This is a genomic window from Achromobacter sp. 10T422, assembly GCF_056394065.1.
In genome coordinates this window covers 533,791-549,197 of record NZ_JBFTHD010000005.1, presented here as the reverse complement: position 1 = coordinate 549,197, position 15,407 = coordinate 533,791, and the positions used below count along the sequence as shown (strand labels likewise).

At 66.1% G+C, this 15,407-nt stretch carries 13 protein-coding genes; 7 read left to right on the top strand and 6 right to left on the bottom strand.

The genetic code is table 11. The annotated features are described in order from the left end of the window. Positions 1–72 precede the first annotated feature (72 nt). The gene (locus AC1DB0_RS16070) at positions 73–1,341 is read right to left on the bottom strand and encodes an adenosylmethionine--8-amino-7-oxononanoate transaminase (protein WP_054422119.1); all 1,269 of its coding nucleotides are present in this window, start codon (positions 1,339–1,341) and stop codon (positions 73–75) included. Positions 1,342–1,488: 147 nt separating this feature from the next. On the opposite strand from AC1DB0_RS16070, the gene AC1DB0_RS16065 reads away from it, so the two are divergent. From AC1DB0_RS16065 to bioD, 3 genes are read left to right on the top strand one after another with little or no spacing between them, the layout of a single operon-like run. After that, a complete protein-coding gene (locus tag AC1DB0_RS16065) occupies positions 1,489–2,766 on the top strand; it encodes an aminotransferase class I/II-fold pyridoxal phosphate-dependent enzyme (RefSeq protein WP_476757275.1) in 1,278 nt (425 codons plus the stop codon). Continuing rightward, on the top strand, positions 2,763–3,431 hold the full coding sequence (locus tag AC1DB0_RS16060) for an alpha/beta fold hydrolase (protein WP_476757274.1): 669 nt from the start codon (positions 2,763–2,765) through the stop codon (positions 3,429–3,431). The genes AC1DB0_RS16065 and AC1DB0_RS16060 overlap by 4 nt, the downstream gene beginning before the upstream one ends. Further along, entirely contained in the window at positions 3,431–4,867 is a 1,437-nt protein-coding gene (gene bioD / locus AC1DB0_RS16055; protein WP_476757308.1) for a dethiobiotin synthase, read from the top strand. Before AC1DB0_RS16060 ends, bioD begins: the two co-directional genes overlap by 1 nt. Positions 4,868–4,878: 11 nt before the next feature. On the opposite strand, the gene AC1DB0_RS16050 is transcribed toward bioD, so the two are convergent. The 3 genes from AC1DB0_RS16050 to AC1DB0_RS16040 are packed head-to-tail and all read right to left on the bottom strand — an operon-like array spanning position 4,879 to position 8,001. Continuing rightward, entirely contained in the window at positions 4,879–6,087 is a 1,209-nt protein-coding gene (locus tag AC1DB0_RS16050) for a CaiB/BaiF CoA transferase family protein (RefSeq protein WP_476758700.1), read from the bottom strand. Next, complete coding sequence (locus tag AC1DB0_RS16045) at positions 6,084–6,965, bottom strand: HpcH/HpaI aldolase/citrate lyase family protein (protein WP_054422122.1); 882 nt, start codon at positions 6,963–6,965, stop codon at positions 6,084–6,086. Before AC1DB0_RS16045 ends, AC1DB0_RS16050 begins: the two co-directional genes overlap by 4 nt. A 43-nt stretch (positions 6,966–7,008) precedes the next feature. After that, entirely contained in the window at positions 7,009–8,001 is a 993-nt protein-coding gene (locus AC1DB0_RS16040; RefSeq protein ID WP_175171316.1) for a tripartite tricarboxylate transporter substrate binding protein, read from the bottom strand. 140 nt (positions 8,002–8,141) lie between these two features. Between AC1DB0_RS16040 and AC1DB0_RS16035 the strand changes: the two genes are divergently transcribed. After that, positions 8,142–8,999 carry a LysR family transcriptional regulator gene (locus AC1DB0_RS16035; protein WP_054422124.1) on the top strand — a complete coding sequence of 286 codons (858 nt, stop codon included), beginning with the start codon at positions 8,142–8,144 and terminating at the stop codon, positions 8,997–8,999. Positions 9,000–9,108: 109 nt separating this feature from the next. On the opposite strand, the gene AC1DB0_RS16030 is transcribed toward AC1DB0_RS16035, so the two are convergent. Continuing rightward, complete coding sequence (locus AC1DB0_RS16030) at positions 9,109–10,005, bottom strand: LysR family transcriptional regulator (RefSeq protein WP_054422125.1); 897 nt, start codon at positions 10,003–10,005, stop codon at positions 9,109–9,111. 106 nt (positions 10,006–10,111) lie between these two features. Here AC1DB0_RS16030 and AC1DB0_RS16025 point away from each other — a divergent pair, with 106 nt between their 5' ends. Next, complete coding sequence (locus tag AC1DB0_RS16025; RefSeq protein ID WP_054422126.1) at positions 10,112–11,179, top strand: NAD(P)-dependent alcohol dehydrogenase; 1,068 nt, start codon at positions 10,112–10,114, stop codon at positions 11,177–11,179. 218 nt (positions 11,180–11,397) lie between these two features. Here AC1DB0_RS16025 and aceA read toward each other — a convergent pair whose 3' ends face one another. Continuing rightward, a complete protein-coding gene (aceA, locus tag AC1DB0_RS16020; protein WP_054422127.1) occupies positions 11,398–12,717 on the bottom strand; it encodes an isocitrate lyase in 1,320 nt (439 codons plus the stop codon). A 322-nt stretch (positions 12,718–13,039) separates the two neighbouring features. Between aceA and queF the strand changes: the two genes are divergently transcribed. Further along, positions 13,040–13,864 carry an NADPH-dependent 7-cyano-7-deazaguanine reductase QueF gene (gene queF, locus AC1DB0_RS16015; RefSeq protein WP_476757271.1) on the top strand — a complete coding sequence of 275 codons (825 nt, stop codon included), beginning with the start codon at positions 13,040–13,042 and terminating at the stop codon, positions 13,862–13,864. Between the two features lie 257 nt (positions 13,865–14,121). Then, the gene (locus AC1DB0_RS16010) at positions 14,122–15,276 is read left to right on the top strand and encodes an amidohydrolase (RefSeq protein ID WP_476757270.1); all 1,155 of its coding nucleotides are present in this window, start codon (positions 14,122–14,124) and stop codon (positions 15,274–15,276) included. Positions 15,277–15,407: the final 131 nt, after the last annotated feature.

The following is a 15,407-nucleotide window of genomic DNA, read 5'->3' as shown; positions in this document are numbered from 1 at the left end:
TGGTAACGAGCGCCCCCGCCCCCCGCCTTGATCTGGATCAAGCCGCTTTTTATGGCTTGCCTATGAACCGGATCAGGGGCGTTGCTGACGCAGCACGGCCACGACGGCGCGGATCAGCGTGGCCAGTTCGTCGTCTGTGATCGTCAGCGCGGGCGTCAGGTACACGACGTTGCCGAAGGGGCGCACCCAGACCCCGGCTTCGACCAGCCGCCGCTTCAAGGCTTCGCGGTCGGTGATGCCATCCAGCTCCACCACGCCAATCGCGCCCAGCACGCGCACATCGCGCACCCAGGGCAAGTCGCGGCACGGTTCCAGGCCGGCCGCCAATGCCTGGGACAGCGCCTGCGCCTGCGCCAGCCGGGGTTCGGATTCGAACAGATCCAGCGACGCATTGGCCGCCGCGCAGGCCAGCGCATTGCCCATGAACGTGGGGCCGTGCATCAGCGCGTGCGCCGGGTTGTCGGACCAGAAGGCGTCGAACACCCGGTTGCTGGCCACCGTGGCAGCCAGCGGCAGCGTGCCGCCCGTCAGCGCTTTGGACAAGGTGATGATGTCGGGCTTGATGCCGGCCTGCTCAAACGCGAACATCGAGCCCGTGCGCCCGAAGCCGGTGAAGATTTCGTCAAAGATCAGCAGCAGGCCGTGGCGGTCGGCCAGGCGGCGCAAGCGGCGCAGCACTTCCGGGTCATGCAGCAGCATGCCGCCCGCGCCCTGCACCAGCGGTTCGACGAGGATGCCCGCCAGTTGCGGCCCGCGCGTTTCCAGGAACTGGTCCAGCGCCGCCAGGGCGGCGTCATCGCGCGGCAGGTCCACGATGTCGTGCTCGGCCAGCATGCCGCGGTACAGGCTGTGCATGCCATCGTCGGGATCGCACACAGCCATGGTGCCGAACGTGTCACCGTGATAGCCGCCCCGAAACGCCAGAAAGCGGCTGCGGCCGCGCTCGCCCTGGTTCAACCAGAACTGCACCGCCATCTTCATGGCGACTTCCACCGCCACCGACCCCGAGTCGGTATAGAAGACGCGGTCCAGCCCCGGCCCCAGCAACCCGGCCAACCGGCGCGCCAGCGTCAGCGCGGGCTCGTGAGTCAGGCCGCCGAACATCACATGCGGCATGGCGTCCAACTGCGCGCGCACGGCCTGGGCAATGTGCGGGTGGTTGTAACCGTGACAGGCCGTCCACCAGGACGCCACGCCATCGATCAGGCTGCGCCCGTCGGCCAGTTCCAGCCGGCTGCCATGGCTGCGCACGACGGGCAGCGGTGGCGTCACCGTTTTCATTTGGGCATAGGGGAGCCAGATGTGGGGCTGGCCCTGGGCCACCCAGTCGGGCGTGTGCATGTTTGAGCTCCGAAAAAGCAGGCGCCGCCGCAGGCATTCCCGGCGCCGTGGACGCCGGAAAGCGCCGGGCGCGCCTCCACTACAATGGCCCGCATTCTACGGCTTGGCGCGGGCATTGCCCTGGCCCGGCCGCTGCCGGAACGATTGATGTCTAAGCTGGATTCCCTGTTTTTCTCTGAGTTGGCCGCCGCCGACACCCGCCGCGTACGCCGCCGCCTGCGCACCGCCACGGCTGCGCCGCCCGGGCGCATCGTGCTCAATGGCGCCCCCGTGCTGAACTTTTCCAGCAACGATTATCTGGGGCTGTCCAAGCACCCGCTGCTGATCGAGCGTGCGCGCGAATGGGCGGCCCGCCATGGTGCGGGCGCGCAAGCGTCGCGGCTCGTGTGCGGCAACCTGGATTTGCACGAACAGGTGGAAGCCAAGCTGGCCCGCCTGAAAGGCACCGAGGCCGCGCTGCTGCTGGCTTCGGGCTGGCAGGCCAACGCCGCAGTGCTGCCCGCCCTGCTGCGCGCCGCCGCAAGCCAGGGCGACATCGAGCTCTATGCCGACAAGCTCAACCACGCCAGCCTGCATCAAGGGTGCCAGGCGGCCGGGGTCAAGCAGATCCGGTTCCGGCACAACGACCTGGACCATCTGGAAAGCCTGCTCGCCGCCAAGGTGAAAGCGGGCGCGGGCACCGGCGTGGGCACCGGCGTGGGCACCGGCGTGGGCACCGGCGTGGGCACCGGCGCGGGCACCGGCGCGGGTACCGGCGCGGGCAGGGGCAAGCCCGTGTCGCGCTTCATCGTCACCGAAAGCGTGTTCAGCATGGACGGCGACCGCACCGACGTCGCCCGCCTGGCGGACCTGGCCGACCGCTACCAAGCCTTTGTCTACCTGGACGAAGCGCACGCGACCGGCGTGCTGGGACCCGGCGGCATGGGGCTGGCAGGGCTGGCCCCCGGGCGCATCGATCTGGCGATGGGCACGTTCAGCAAGGCGCTGGGCGGGTTCGGCGCGTATGTGGCCGGGTCGCGCGCGCTGTGCGACTACCTGATCAACACGTGCTCCGGCTTCATCTACACCACGGCATTGCCGCCCGCCGTGCTGGGCGCGATGGACGCCGCGCTCGACCTTGTGCCGACCCTGGACGCCGAACGCGCCCGGCTGGGTGCGAACGGTGACCGGCTGCGCGCCGCGCTGCAAGACATGGGTTTGGACACCGGCGATTCCTCCACGCAGATCGTGCCGGCCATCGTGGGCGACGAAGCGCGCGCGCTGGACATGGCGGCCAGCCTGGAACGCCGTGGCCTGCTGGCCGTGGCCATCCGCCCGCCCACCGTGCCGGCCGGCACCAGCCGCTTGCGCCTGACGCTCAGCGCGGCGCATCGCGACGCCGATGTCGCGCAGTTGATCGACGGCATCAAGGCGGTGCTGTCATGAGTACCCTGCGCCCCACCCTGCTCTTCGTTCACGGCTGGGCGTTCGACGCGTCCGTCTGGACGCCGCTGCGCGCCGCGCTTGCCGACTGGCCGCATGCTGTGGCCGACGCCGGTTACTTCGGCGCTACGCCCGCAGTGATTGATCCCGTGACTGGCCCCGTCATCGCCATTGGCCATTCGCTGGGCGTGATGCGCCTGTTGCGAAGCCTGCCGTCCAATTGCGTAGGCGTGGTGTCGATCAACGGCTTCCCGCGCTTTAGCGCCGCGCCAGACTTTGAGGCCGGCGTGCCGCGCCGCATGCTCGACCGCATGATGAAACGCTTGTCGGCCGACCCAGCCGCCGTCGTGCAAGACTTTCGCGAACGTTGCGCAGAGGCATCCGTATTAGGTGAACCGCGCCTGGAACCGCTCGCCCGCGACCTGGAAGCCTTGCGTGACGAAGACCAGCGCGACGCCTTGGCGGCGCTGCCCGTTCCGCTGCTGATCCTGGCCGGGGAAGACGACCCCATCGTTCCCGCCGCCATGACGCAAGCCGCGTTCGGCGGCCGCGTGGGTGACGAACGGCACGATCTGGAACACGGCGGCCATTTGCTGCCGGTGTCGGACGCCCCCTGGTGCGCGCGCCATATCGCCGGCTTCATCGCCCGCGTGGCGCCAGCGGCTTGATGCAAGTCACCCAACGCAATGCAGGGGTCGGCGCCCGCTTCGGCGCCGCCGCCCACCGCTATGAAGCGCATGCGCCCATCCAGCGCATCACCGCCGAACGGCTGGCCAGCGATATCGCCCGCTTGAACTTGCCCGCGCGCCCTCGCATCCTGGAAATCGGTTGCGGCACCGGGTTGCTGACCCAGGCCCTGGCGCGCCAGTTGGGTGCGGCAGACTGGACCATCACCGACATCTCGCCCGCCATGCTCGCCACCGCCCGAAGCGGCCCGGCGTTACCTGGCACCGCGCGCTACCGGGTGCTGGATGGCGAAAACCCCCAGGCGCTGGATGGCGAGTACGACCTGATCTGCTCCAGCCTGGCCGTGCAATGGTTCACGGACCTGAACGCGGGCCTTGGCCGACTCGCCGCGCGGCTGGCGCCCGGCGGCTATCTGGCCGTGGCCACGTTGGCGGCAGGCACGTTCGCCGAATGGCAGGACGCGCATCTGGCGGCGGGTTTCGTTGCCGGCACGCCACCCTACCCGCCGTGCCAGCTCATCCGTCCCGCCATGAGCAATCTGGCCGGTGGCGTGCGCAGCGAACGGCTGATACAAAATCATCCTGATGGCCTCGCTTTTCTGAAGGGCTTGAAAGGCATAGGCGCCACCACGCCCGCGCCCGGACGCCCGCCGCTCTCTGCGGCGGCGCTGCGCCGGGTGTTGGCGGCGTTTGACGAACAAGGAGCCACGGTGACGTATCACCTGGCCTACGGTATGTGGAAAAAATCGACGCATCGCCCCGCCGGGGTTTTCGTGACCGGCACTGACACCGGCATCGGCAAGACGCTGGTGTCCGCCATCCTGGCGCGCGCCTGGAACGCCGACTACTGGAAGCCGGTGCAGACTGGCGTCTCCGAAGACCCGGGCGACACCGACACCGTCGCCCAACTGGCGCAACTCCCGCCCGAACGCCTGCACCTGCCCGCCTACGTGCTGCAAGCGCCGCTATCCCCGTGGGCCGCGGCCACGCTGGAAGACACCGTCGTCGACGCCACCTCCATCGTGCCCCCCGCCACCACCGCCCCGCTGATCGTGGAAGGCGCGGGCGGCCTGTACGTGCCGATCGACGACACGCACATGATGATCGACCTGATCGCCCGCCTGGACATGCCCGTGGTGCTGGCCGCGCGCAGCGGGCTGGGCACCATCAATCACACATTGCTCAGCGTGGAAGCGCTGAAACGCCGCGGCATCCCAATTCTGGGCGTGGTAATGAGCGGCCCGCTGTCCGCCGGCAACAAGGAAGCCATCGAACGCTTTGGCGACGTCCGCGTACTGGCCGAGATCCCGCCCCTGGCGCACGTCGACGCGGCAGCCGTCGCAAAACTGGCGCAAAGCATCCCGCCACTGGACGAATGCCTGGCCGCGATAGGCGGCGCGCCGGCGGTGGCGGATTAAGGGGGACTACATCACCCCAGCGCCCCCCCTACCCGTAACGCCTCCGCCCTTTCCGGGGATATCCCTGCTTCCGCCAGCACGGCCCCGCTGTGTTCTCCGAACGCGGGCGCGGCGCTTGGGGTGCCGGGCGCGGTGCGGCCGAACTTGATGGCTTGGGCGAAGCCCTGGTAGCTGCCGACGACCGGGTGGGTGAAGGTCGAGATCATGTTTTCGGCTTGCACCTGCGGGAAGTCGAACATGTCTTCGACACCACGCGCGGCGGCGCAGGGGACGGCTTCGCCGAACCACGCTTCCCATTCCAGCGCGCTGCGGGCGCGCAACGCCTCGTGCAGGCGCGGCACGATTTCGTCGCGGTGTTCGGCGCGCTTGCGCACCGAGTCGTAGCGCGCGTTTGCGGCCAGGTCGGACAAGCCGGTTTTCTCGCACAGGGCTTGCCAGAAATGCGGCGTGTTCGCAGAAATGTACAGATAGCCCTCGCCCGTTGGATGAATGCCGGTGATGCCACCTGAGCGCATGTCGCGCCCGATGTTGCGCGGTTCGCCTTCGGCCCAGATCAGTCTTGCCGATTGCAGCGCCAGCGCGCTGCGCAGCAACGACACACCCACGAACTGGCCACGCCCGCTGCGTTCACGTTCGTAGAGCGCCGACKCCACGCCCGCCGCCACCATCGACGACGCGTAGTAATCCACGATTGATCCGTACAGGATCTCGGGCGGGCCATCGGCCTTGCCCTGCAACGCGCACATGCCCGTCATCGTTTGCAGCACCTGGTCGTAGCCGGCCTTGTCCTTCAAGGGGCCCTGCTCGCCATAGCCCGACACCGCGCAATAGATCAGGCGCGGGTTCAGCTCGGCCAGTTGCTCGTAGGCGATGCCCAGACGCGCGGGCACGCTGGGCCGGAAGTTGTGGACCAGCACATCCGCCTGCCGGGCGAGTTCATGCAGCACAGCCAGCGCGTCGGGATTTTTCAGATCCAGCACCAGGCCGCGCTTGCCCCGGTTCACGCCCAGAAAGGCGCGGCTTTCGGCGTCGAGCGTGGACGGATATTTGCGCAGGTTGTCGCCCGTGGGCGGCTCGACTTTGATGACGTCTGCGCCCTGGTCCGCCAGCAAGGTGCAGCCATAAGGGCCGGCGATGTAGGCGCTAAGGTCCAGCACGCGCACGCCCGCCAAGGGGCCGCCGGTGCTCTGCGCCGCAGTGGTTGCTGCGCCCGGCATCATTGCGCCTCCGCGGCGTTGACCAGACCCAGCCCCGACGCCGCACGCAAAATCGCTTCGGCGCGGCGCAGGAAGGGGCCATCGATCATGCGGCCGTCCACGACGAACGCTGCAACGCCCTTTGCAGAGGCCTCGCGCGCCGCCAGCACCACTCGGCCCGCGTGTGCGATTTCTTCGTCTGTGGGGCGAAATGCCGCATTGGCCAGCGCCACTTGTTTGGGATGAATGCAGCTCTTGCCCAGAAAGCCAAAGCTACGCGCCAACGCCGCTTCGGCGCGATAGCCCGCTTCGTCTTCGATATTGGCGAATGCCGAGTCATAGGCGAACACGCCCGCCTCCGCCGCGGCCATGCGCAAGGCGAACATGGCTTGCTGCACGGCGGCAGGTTCGCGGCGGCCAATGCCAGCCGGCTCGAACAAGTCGCCCAAGCCCAATTGCAAACCGGCCACGCTGGGGTGCGCCGCCGCCAAACTCGCCGCCCGCCGCAACGCGCGCGGCGACTCGATGTTCAGCAGCAAGCCCACCGCGTCATGCACGCCATTGGCGATTCGCGCCTGCTCGATCGCGCTGGCGGCCGCCACCACATCTTCTTCGCGTTCTGCCTTCGGCAGGTTCACCAGATGCAGCCCCGGCCGCACGACCGCCTGCACGTCCGCATGAAAGTGTCCGGAGTCCAGCGCGTTGACGCGCACGATCAGCGTCTTGCCCGACGCCGCCGCTTCCGGCCCCGCGAGCATACGGGCCAGATGGCCGCGCGCTTCGTCCTTGCGCGAGTCGGCCACGGCGTCTTCCAGGTCGAACGACAGGGCATCGGCGTCGCCATTGAAGGCCTTGGCGAACAACTCGGGACGCGATCCCGGAACGAACAGTTTGCTTCTCATGCTTGCACTCTTTGGGGAATGGGAATCGGGACCGATGACGCGCTTACTGGATGGAGATGTTGCGGTCGCTCGCCACCTGTTTCCACTTGGCCGCATCGGCCCGGACCAGGTCTGCGAATTGCGGCACGGTCAGTTCGGCCGGCACCGCGCTTTCCTCGGCGAACATGGCGCGCATCTTCTGGTCGTTCACGATGCCGCGGATTTCGGCGTTCAGCTTGTCCACCAGGGGCGCAGGCGTGCCTGCCGGGGCCAGCACGCCCCACCAGAGTTCCACCGCGTAGCCGGGCTGGCCTTCGCCTATCGTGGGCAGCGCCGGATAGAACTGCGAACGCTCAGGCGACGTCACGGCCAGCACGCGCAGCTTGCCGCCCTTGAGCAGCGACGCCGTGGACGCAAAGCTGCCAATCACAAAATCCACGCGCCCACCCGCCAGATCATTCAGCGCATGCGACATGCCCTTGTAGGGCACATGCGTGAAGGAGGTTTTCTCGCCGCCGGCCAGAATTTCGCTGGCCATCTGGTTGACCGAACCCAAGCCGGCGCTGCCGTAGGTCAGCTTGCCGGGTTCCTTGCGGCCTGCGGCCAGCAGATCGGCCATGGACTGATACGGCGAATCCTTGCCCACCACCAGCGCCATCGGGCTGCGCGCCAGCATCGCCACGGGCGCAAAACTGCGCACCACGTCGTACTTCAGATTGGTCTGCACGGCGGCGTTGGTCGTCAACGTGGACGACGACAGCATCAGCACCGACCCATCCTTGGGCGCGCGCGCCACGTATTCCGCGCCAATTGCGCCGCCCGCGCCGGGGCGGTTTTCGACGATGACGGTGGTGGACAGCTTGGCGCCCAGCTTCTCGGCCAGCACGCGGGCGAAGACGTCGTTGCTGCCGCCTGGCGGAAACGGCACCACCATCGTGATCGTGGCCGGCACGGCGGGTGCAGCTTGCGCCACGGACACGCCCGGCGCGCCCAGCGCCACGGTCAACGCCAACGCGGGCAATAAGGCGGCGCGTGCGCCGGCCAGGATCTTGTTCATGCGGTGTCTCCTCGGTTGCGGTCTGGCCGGCGTGGAATGCCTGGCGTTCAGCCGCTTGTCGTTGTGGTTGAAGCCGATACTAGGACGCCGCTCTGGTGATATAAAGCGAGGATTCTTAAAACACTACGTGAGGATTTCTGATGAAGATCGAGTCTTTCCGTACGCTTAACGCCGTGCTGCGCGGCGGCAGCTTTGCGGCGGGTGCGGCGGACATGAACCTGTCGCCCAGCGCGGTCAGCCTGCAAATGAAGCAGATGGAGGAATACTTCGGCCAGCCGCTGTTTGACCGTTCGGCGCTACAGGTGCGGCCCAACGCGTTTGCGGCCGAGGTGGATGCGGTGTTGCAAGAGGCGCTGTCGCGTCTGGACGAATTGCGCCGGCGCAGCACGCCCGCCGTTGAGGGCCGCGTCCGCCTGGGCACGATCGAACCGTTGCAGGTCACGCTGCTGCCCCCGCTGCTGCGCAAGCTGCGCGAACGCTATCCGCTGCTGGACGTGCGGCTGGTGCGCGGCCGCGCCACGGAGCTGACAGAAAAATTGAAGCAAGGCGAGATCGACGCGGCCATCATCACCCAGCCGGAAACGGGCGGCTCGCGCCGGCTGGCGTGGACGCCGCTGTTTCGTGAAACGCTGGTGCTGATTGCACCGCCCGATTCGCGTGAGACGCGCGTGGCGGAATTGTTCCAGCAGTACGAGTGGATTCGTTTCGACAAGACCACCATCGGCGGGCGCCTGGCCGCGCGTTATGTGGCGCAACACGCCCCGCACGCGCGTTGCCGCATCGAAATGCAATCGCTGGCCGCGTTGACGGCGCTGGTGTCCGCCGGGCTGGGCGTGTGCGTGTTGCCGGAACCCGGGGCCAACTTGCTGGACGTGCACCCGGTGCGCGTGCTGCCGCTGGGCAAGCACGCCCCTTATCGCCAGATTTCATTCGTCTGCCGCCAGACCGACCAGGACAACCGCCTGGTGCAAGCGCTGCTGGAAGGCGCAAGGCCGTAGCACATCGGCCTTGGACACCGGACTTGGACACCGGGCTTGGACACAGGCCTTGGACACCGCCCTCGTTTCCCGATGGCCCATCGCCGCTGCGCCCCTGAGGGTCTGCGTCCTACGCCTCGCCTTCCACCTTGGCCATGTCGATGAACGCCCGCAACGCCGACGACACGCGCCGTTGCCGCGGGTAATACAGCATGAAGCCGGGAATGGACGGGCACCAATCTTCCAGCAGCCGCACGAGCTTGCCGGCGGCCAGCAATTCCGTGACGTAGGTTTCCGGCACGCTGCCAATGCCGATGCCGTCCACCGCGGCGCGCACCTCGGCGTGCACATCGCTCAGCGAAATGCGGCCCGCCACATCCAGCTCGATCGCCACGCCGTCCTTTTCGAATTCCCATTTATAGAATCGCCCGCTGGCAAAGCGATAGCGCACGCATTCGTGCTGCATCAAATCATTGGGATGCCGGGGCGGTTCACGCCCTTGAAGATACGCGGGCGACGCCACGACCGCCACGCGCAGGCGCGGGCCGATCTGCACGGCCACCATGTCTTCGGGAACGGCCTCCAGCAAGCGCACCCCCGCATCAAAGCCCGAGGCCACGATATCGACAAAGTTATCGTCTTCACCGATTTCCAGCCGGATATCCGGGTACGCCGCTAAAAAGCGCGCCGCAAACGGCATCAACAACAGGTAGGACGCCGCGCGCGAGGTGTTGATGCGCAGGGTGCCCGACGCCGACCCGCGAAACTGGTTCATTTCTTCGAGCGCATCGCCCAGGTCATGCAGCACGGGCAGCATGCGCTCGGCCAGCCGTTGGCCCGCGTCGGTCAACGCCACGCTGCGCGTCGTGCGGTTGAACAGGTTCACGCCCAGCCGCTCTTCCAGGCTGCGGATGGCGTAGCTGACGGCGGAGGTCGACAAGCCCAGTTCTTCGCCCGCGCGGCGAAAACTACAGTGACGGGCGACGGCGGCGAACGCGGCCAGGTGGGATAGGTTATCGGGCAGCATGATTGTGCTATTTCATCGAACAAAGCATGCGGAAATTCTAGCTTGATCCCGGGTTTCCACAGGAATATTGTGAACGCCTGCTTAACAAATTCTGTCGAGATACCCCATGATTCAAGCCCGTGGCTACGCCGCCCACAGCACCGATACCCCCCTCGTCCCGTTCAGCTTCACCCGCCGCGAGCCGGGCGACGACGACGTGCTGATCGACATTCTGTACAGCGGCATCTGCCATTCCGACTTGCATCAGGCGCGTGGCGACTGGGGCAACTCCGTCTACCCGATGGTGCCGGGCCACGAAATTGTGGGCCGCGTCACCCAGGTCGGCAAGAACGTCAGCAAGTTCAAGACGGGCGACTACGCCGGCGTGGGCTGCATGGTGGACTCCTGCCTGCACTGCAAGGCTTGCCGCCTGAACCTGGAGCAATACTGCGAGGAAGGCGCAACGCTGACCTACAACGACAAGGAACGCGGCAGCGACCAGCTGACCTTCGGCGGTTACTCCGACCGCATCGTCGTGAAGGAACACTTTGCGGTGAAGGTGTCCGACAAGCTCGACCTGAAGGCCGTGGCCCCGCTGCTGTGCGCGGGCATCACGACCTATTCCCCGCTGCGCCACTGGAAGGTCGGCCCGGGGCAGAAGGTGGGCGTCATCGGCCTGGGCGGCCTGGGCCACATGGGCGTGAAGTTCGCCCACGCAATGGGCGCGCATGTCGTCATGATCACCACGTCCGCCGACAAGGGGCGCGACGCCAAGCGGCTGGGCGCCGACGACGTGCTGGTGTCGCGCGATGCCGACGCGATGGCAGCGCACGCCGGCACCTTCGACTTCCTGCTGAACACCGTGCCCGTCAGCCATGACGTGAACCCGTACCTGGCGCTGCTGGGCTTGAACGGCACCATGGCGCTGGTCGGCGCGCTGACGCCGCTGGACCCCATCCCCGGCGCCAACCTGATCATGGGCCGCAAGTCGATTGCGGGCTCGGCCATCGGCGGCATGGAAGAAACGCAAGAGATGATGGACTTCTGCGCCGAACACGGCATCGTCAGCGATGTGGAAATGGTGCCGATCCAGTCCGTCAACGAGGCCTACGAACGCTTGATCAAGAACGATGTGAAGTACCGCTTCGTGATTGACATGGCTTCGCTGGCGGCTGAACAGCCGCTGGCCGCATAGGGCAGCGTAGCGCGGCATAGGGCAGCGTAGCGCGGCATAGGGCAGCGTAGCGCGGCATCGAGCCTGCGCTGCCGAGGCCGGCGGCGCACAAGGGGCCGCGCGCCGCAGGCCGACGCTTCAGGGTGAAAAAAAAGGGTGCCCGAAGGCACCCTGAATCCACCCTACAACAGCACCTACAACTGCAAAGCAACCCCTTCAATCATGTGCGGAAGGCTGCTTTAAGCCACCTTCTGCGTCTTGCCGTGTTCAAACTGGGCCTCTTCCGTCGAGCCGGTCAGCGCGGTGGTGGAAGACTGGCCGCCTTCGATCGTCTGCGTGACGGCGTCGAAGTAGCCGGTGCCCACTTCGCGCTGGTGCTTCACGGCGGTGAAGCCCAGGTCGGCGGCGGCGAATTCCTTCTGCTGCAATTCCACGAAGGCGCTCATCTGGCGGCGGGCATAGCCGTGGGCCAGTTCGAACATGCCGTAGTTCAGCGCATGGAAGCCGGCCAGCGTGATGAACTGGAACTTGTAGCCCATGGCGCCCAGCTCGCGCTGGAACTTGGCGATGGTGCCGTCGTCCAGGTTCTTCTTCCAGTTGAACGAGGGCGAGCAGTTGTACGCCAGCAGCTTGCCCGGGAATTGGCGATGGATGGCGTCCGCGAACTTGCGGGCGTATTCCAGGTTGGGCGTGGACGTTTCGCACCAGATCAGGTCGGCGTACGGCGCATAGGCCAGACCACGCGAGATGGCCTGGTCGATACCGGCCTTGGTGCGGAAGAAGCCTTCCACAGTGCGCTCGCCAGTGATGAACGGGCGGTCGTTTTCGTCGACGTCGCTGGTCACGAGATCCGCCGCGTCGGCGTCAGTACGGGCCAGCAGCACGGTGGGCGTGCCCATCGTGTCGGCGGCGAGACGGGCGGACACCAGCTTGGCCACGGCCTCGCGGGTGGGCACCAGCACCTTGCCGCCCATGTGGCCGCACTTCTTCACGGAAGCCAGCTGGTCTTCAAAGTGCACGCCCGAGGCGCCGGCGTCGATCATGGCCTTCATCAGTTCGAAGGCGTTCAGCACGCCGCCGAAACCGGCTTCGGCATCCGCCACGATGGGCGCGAAGTAATCGATGTAGCCTTCGTCGCCCGGGTTCTTGCCTTCCATCCACTGGATCTGGTCGCAGCGGGCCAGCGAATTATTGATGCGGCGAACCACTTGCGGCACCGAGTTGGCGGGGTACAGCGACTGGTCGGGATACATTTCGCCGGCCAGGTTGGCGTCACCGGCAACTTGCCAGCCAGACAGGTAAATCGCCTTCAGGCCGGCCTTGACCTGCTGCATGGCCTGGTTGCCCGTCAATGCGCCCAGCGAATTCACGAAAGGCTCGCTATGCAGTTGCTCCCACAGACGGGTCGCGCCACGCTGGGCCAGCGTGTGCTGCACGCTGATGGAACCGCGCAGGCGGATGACATCTTCGGCGCTGTAGTCGCGCTTGATGCCCTGCCACCGGCTGTTCTCGGCCCAGTCTTTCTGCAGATTGCGGATTTCGGTTTCGCGATTGCTCATGGTGATGCTCCTGGTCAGTGATGAGAAGACTTCAAAAGATTCGCGTCTTGCATTGCGTGAATCGTTGGACAAAGTCTATGCCTCTGCTGCGGAGCAATGCGGGCTTATGTCTTATAGAAGATGAAAAATGTTTTGCTTATAAATCATTAACTTATAAGTGAGGTTTCGCATTGCGAAACGATATTGTCATCTGTGAAATGCGCCCTCGTTGCATAGCAGCAGGAACTTTCACATGACGAGACTTACATTTCATAATGCGAAAAAATGCCGGTTTTTGAAGCGCCTACAATGCCTCCATTCCGATGATTTCCATGGTTTCGCTATGACCCTGTCTCACGGCCCGCTGGGCCAGAGCGTGGCCTACGCCTCGCAATACGACCCGTCCCTGCTCTTTCCCATTGCGCGTTCGCACAACCGCGCGGCGCTGAATCTCACCGCCGGCAGCCTGCCCTTTACGGGCGTGGACTTGTGGAACGCCTATGAGCTGTCGTGGCTGGACGCCAAAGGCAAGCCGCGCGTCGCCATGGCGACGTTCTCGGTGCCGGCCGACAGCCCCAACATCATCGAGTCCAAGTCGTTCAAGCTCTATCTGAATTCGTTCAACCAGACGCGCCTGGTGAATTCGGCCGCGTTGCGCGGGCGACTGGAACGTGACCTGAGCGCCGCCGCGGGCGCGCCCGTGGGCCTGGATTTTTTCCTGCCGCAGCGCTTTTCTGAATTGCAGATGGGTGAGATGGACGGCATCTACATCGACAAGCTGGATATCGAAATCGATACCTATGAGCCCGCGCCCGAGGTGCTGCGCACGCGGCCCGGCTATGTGGTCGAGGAAACGCTGGCCTCGCGCTTGTTGAAGTCGAACTGCCCGGTCACCGGGCAACCTGATTGGGCCAGCGTGCAAATCCGTTATCGCGGCGCGCCCATCGACCGCGAATCGCTGCTGCGCTATGTGGTGTCGTTCCGCCAGCACGCTGAATTCCACGAGCACTGCGTGGAACGCATCTTCAGCGACATCATGCAAGCCTGCGCCCCCGAACAACTGACCGTCTACGCGCGCTATACGCGCCGGGGCGGGCTGGACATCAACCCGTGGCGCAGCAACTTCGAAAGCGCGCCCCCGGCCGACGTCCGCACCGTCCGCCAGTAAGCACGCGTTGCCCGGCCCGGCCCGGGTGAACGTGGCGGCCTCACCGTCATGAAAGAACGGACACAGCGTCGGCTCGCCCTGAGCCGGCACCGTTGATCTGCGGCAAATCGTGCCGCCGACAGCGGCTTGCTGACAAGCAGTTACAGAACGCCTGCTTCGAATCGATATCGTTTATTGTTGCCCCGGCATCCAGGCGGGCCTTCGGGCCCGCCGCCACATCCGAACCGCAGTCATTCAACTCCCCACAGGAGGCCGTAATGCAAGTCCGTGATTGGTTTGTCGAGCGTCAACCCGAATTTGCCCAGTGGCGGCAAGACATCCATGCCCACCCCGAATTAGGGTTCCAGGAACACCGCACCGCGGAAGTCGTGGCGTCCAAGCTGGCGCGATGGGGGCTGGAGGTGCATCGCGGCGTAGGCCGCACCGGCGTGGTGGGCGTGCTGCGTGGCGAACGCGCAGGCAAGCGCAGCATCGGCCTGCGCGCCGACATGGACGCGCTGCCCATGCAGGAGAAAACCACGCTGCCCTACCGTTCCACGCACGAAGGCAACTTCCATGGCTGCGGACACGACGGGCACACGGCCACGCTGCTGGCCGTGGCGCTGCACCTGTCGCAGAACCGCGATTTCGCGGGCACCGTCAACTTCATCTTCCAGCCCGCTGAAGAAACCCTGGCCGGCGGCGCGGCGATGCTTGAAGACGGCCTTTTCACCCGCTTTCCCTGCGACGAAATCTACGGCCTGCACAACAATCCCATGGTCGGCAAAGGGCGCGTCGCCGTACGCGAAGGCGCGTTGCTGGCGGCCTGTGACGGCTTCACCATCCGCGTGCATGGTGTGGGATGCCACGGCGGCATGCCGCAGCAAGGCAACGACCCAGTCGTCATCGCCAGCCAATTGGTGGGCATGCTGCAAACCGTGGTCAGCCGTTCGCTGGACCCCTTGGTGGCGGGAGTGCTCAGCGTGGGCATGATGAACGGCGGCACCGCGCGCAACGTCATCCCCGACCTGATGGAGCTGCAAGGCACGGTGCGCACGCTGAGCATTTCCGCGCGCGAAACCGCCTTGCGCCGCGTGCGTGAAATCTGCGACGGCCTGGCGGCCAGCCACGCCACCCGCATCGATTGCGAATTCGACCTGGGCTGCCCGCCCACCATCAACGCGCCCGGCCCCACCGCCACGGTGGCCGCCGCCGCCGCGCGCGTGGTCGGCCAAGACCTGGTTGACGCGCAGATCACGCCGCTGATGGCGTCCGAAGACTTTTCGTATCTGCTTCAGGCGTGTCCTGGCGCGTACTTCTTTGTCGGCCAGGACGGCCACTTCTGCCACCACCCCGAGTACGACTTCGACGACGACATTCTGCCCATCGGCGCAAGCGTCTTCGTTGAGATCGTGCGCGACCGGCTGAGCTGACCCGCTCCCGCCTTTTTCGCGTCTCGGGTCTGGGCTGACCGCCCTTCCCCCCTTTTTTGAATCCCCGGAGCGTGGCGCTCAAGCGCCGCGCTCTGTGCCCCCTTGCGCCTTCGCCGCGCCTGCAGGAGTCC

Excerpts from the sequence above, each read along its gene's own strand:
- AC1DB0_RS16070 (WP_054422119.1), bottom strand. The coding sequence starts at position 1,341 with ATGCACACGCCCGACTGGGTGGCCCAGGGCCAGCCCCACATCTGGCTC.
- AC1DB0_RS16065 (WP_476757275.1), top strand. The coding sequence starts at position 1,489 with ATGTCTAAGCTGGATTCCCTGTTTTTCTCTGAGTTGGCCGCCGCCGAC.
- AC1DB0_RS16060 (WP_476757274.1), top strand. The coding sequence starts at position 2,763 with ATGAGTACCCTGCGCCCCACCCTGCTCTTCGTTCACGGCTGGGCGTTC.
- bioD (WP_476757308.1), top strand. The coding sequence starts at position 3,431 with ATGCAAGTCACCCAACGCAATGCAGGGGTCGGCGCCCGCTTCGGCGCC.
- AC1DB0_RS16045 (WP_054422122.1), bottom strand. The coding sequence starts at position 6,965 with ATGAGAAGCAAACTGTTCGTTCCGGGATCGCGTCCCGAGTTGTTCGCC.
- AC1DB0_RS16040 (WP_175171316.1), bottom strand. The coding sequence starts at position 8,001 with ATGAACAAGATCCTGGCCGGCGCACGCGCCGCCTTATTGCCCGCGTTG.
- AC1DB0_RS16035 (WP_054422124.1), top strand. The coding sequence starts at position 8,142 with ATGAAGATCGAGTCTTTCCGTACGCTTAACGCCGTGCTGCGCGGCGGC.
- AC1DB0_RS16030 (WP_054422125.1), bottom strand. The coding sequence starts at position 10,005 with ATGCTGCCCGATAACCTATCCCACCTGGCCGCGTTCGCCGCCGTCGCC.
- AC1DB0_RS16025 (WP_054422126.1), top strand. The coding sequence starts at position 10,112 with ATGATTCAAGCCCGTGGCTACGCCGCCCACAGCACCGATACCCCCCTC.
- aceA (WP_054422127.1), bottom strand. The coding sequence starts at position 12,717 with ATGAGCAATCGCGAAACCGAAATCCGCAATCTGCAGAAAGACTGGGCC.
- queF (WP_476757271.1), top strand. The coding sequence starts at position 13,040 with ATGACCCTGTCTCACGGCCCGCTGGGCCAGAGCGTGGCCTACGCCTCG.
- AC1DB0_RS16010 (WP_476757270.1), top strand. The coding sequence starts at position 14,122 with ATGCAAGTCCGTGATTGGTTTGTCGAGCGTCAACCCGAATTTGCCCAG.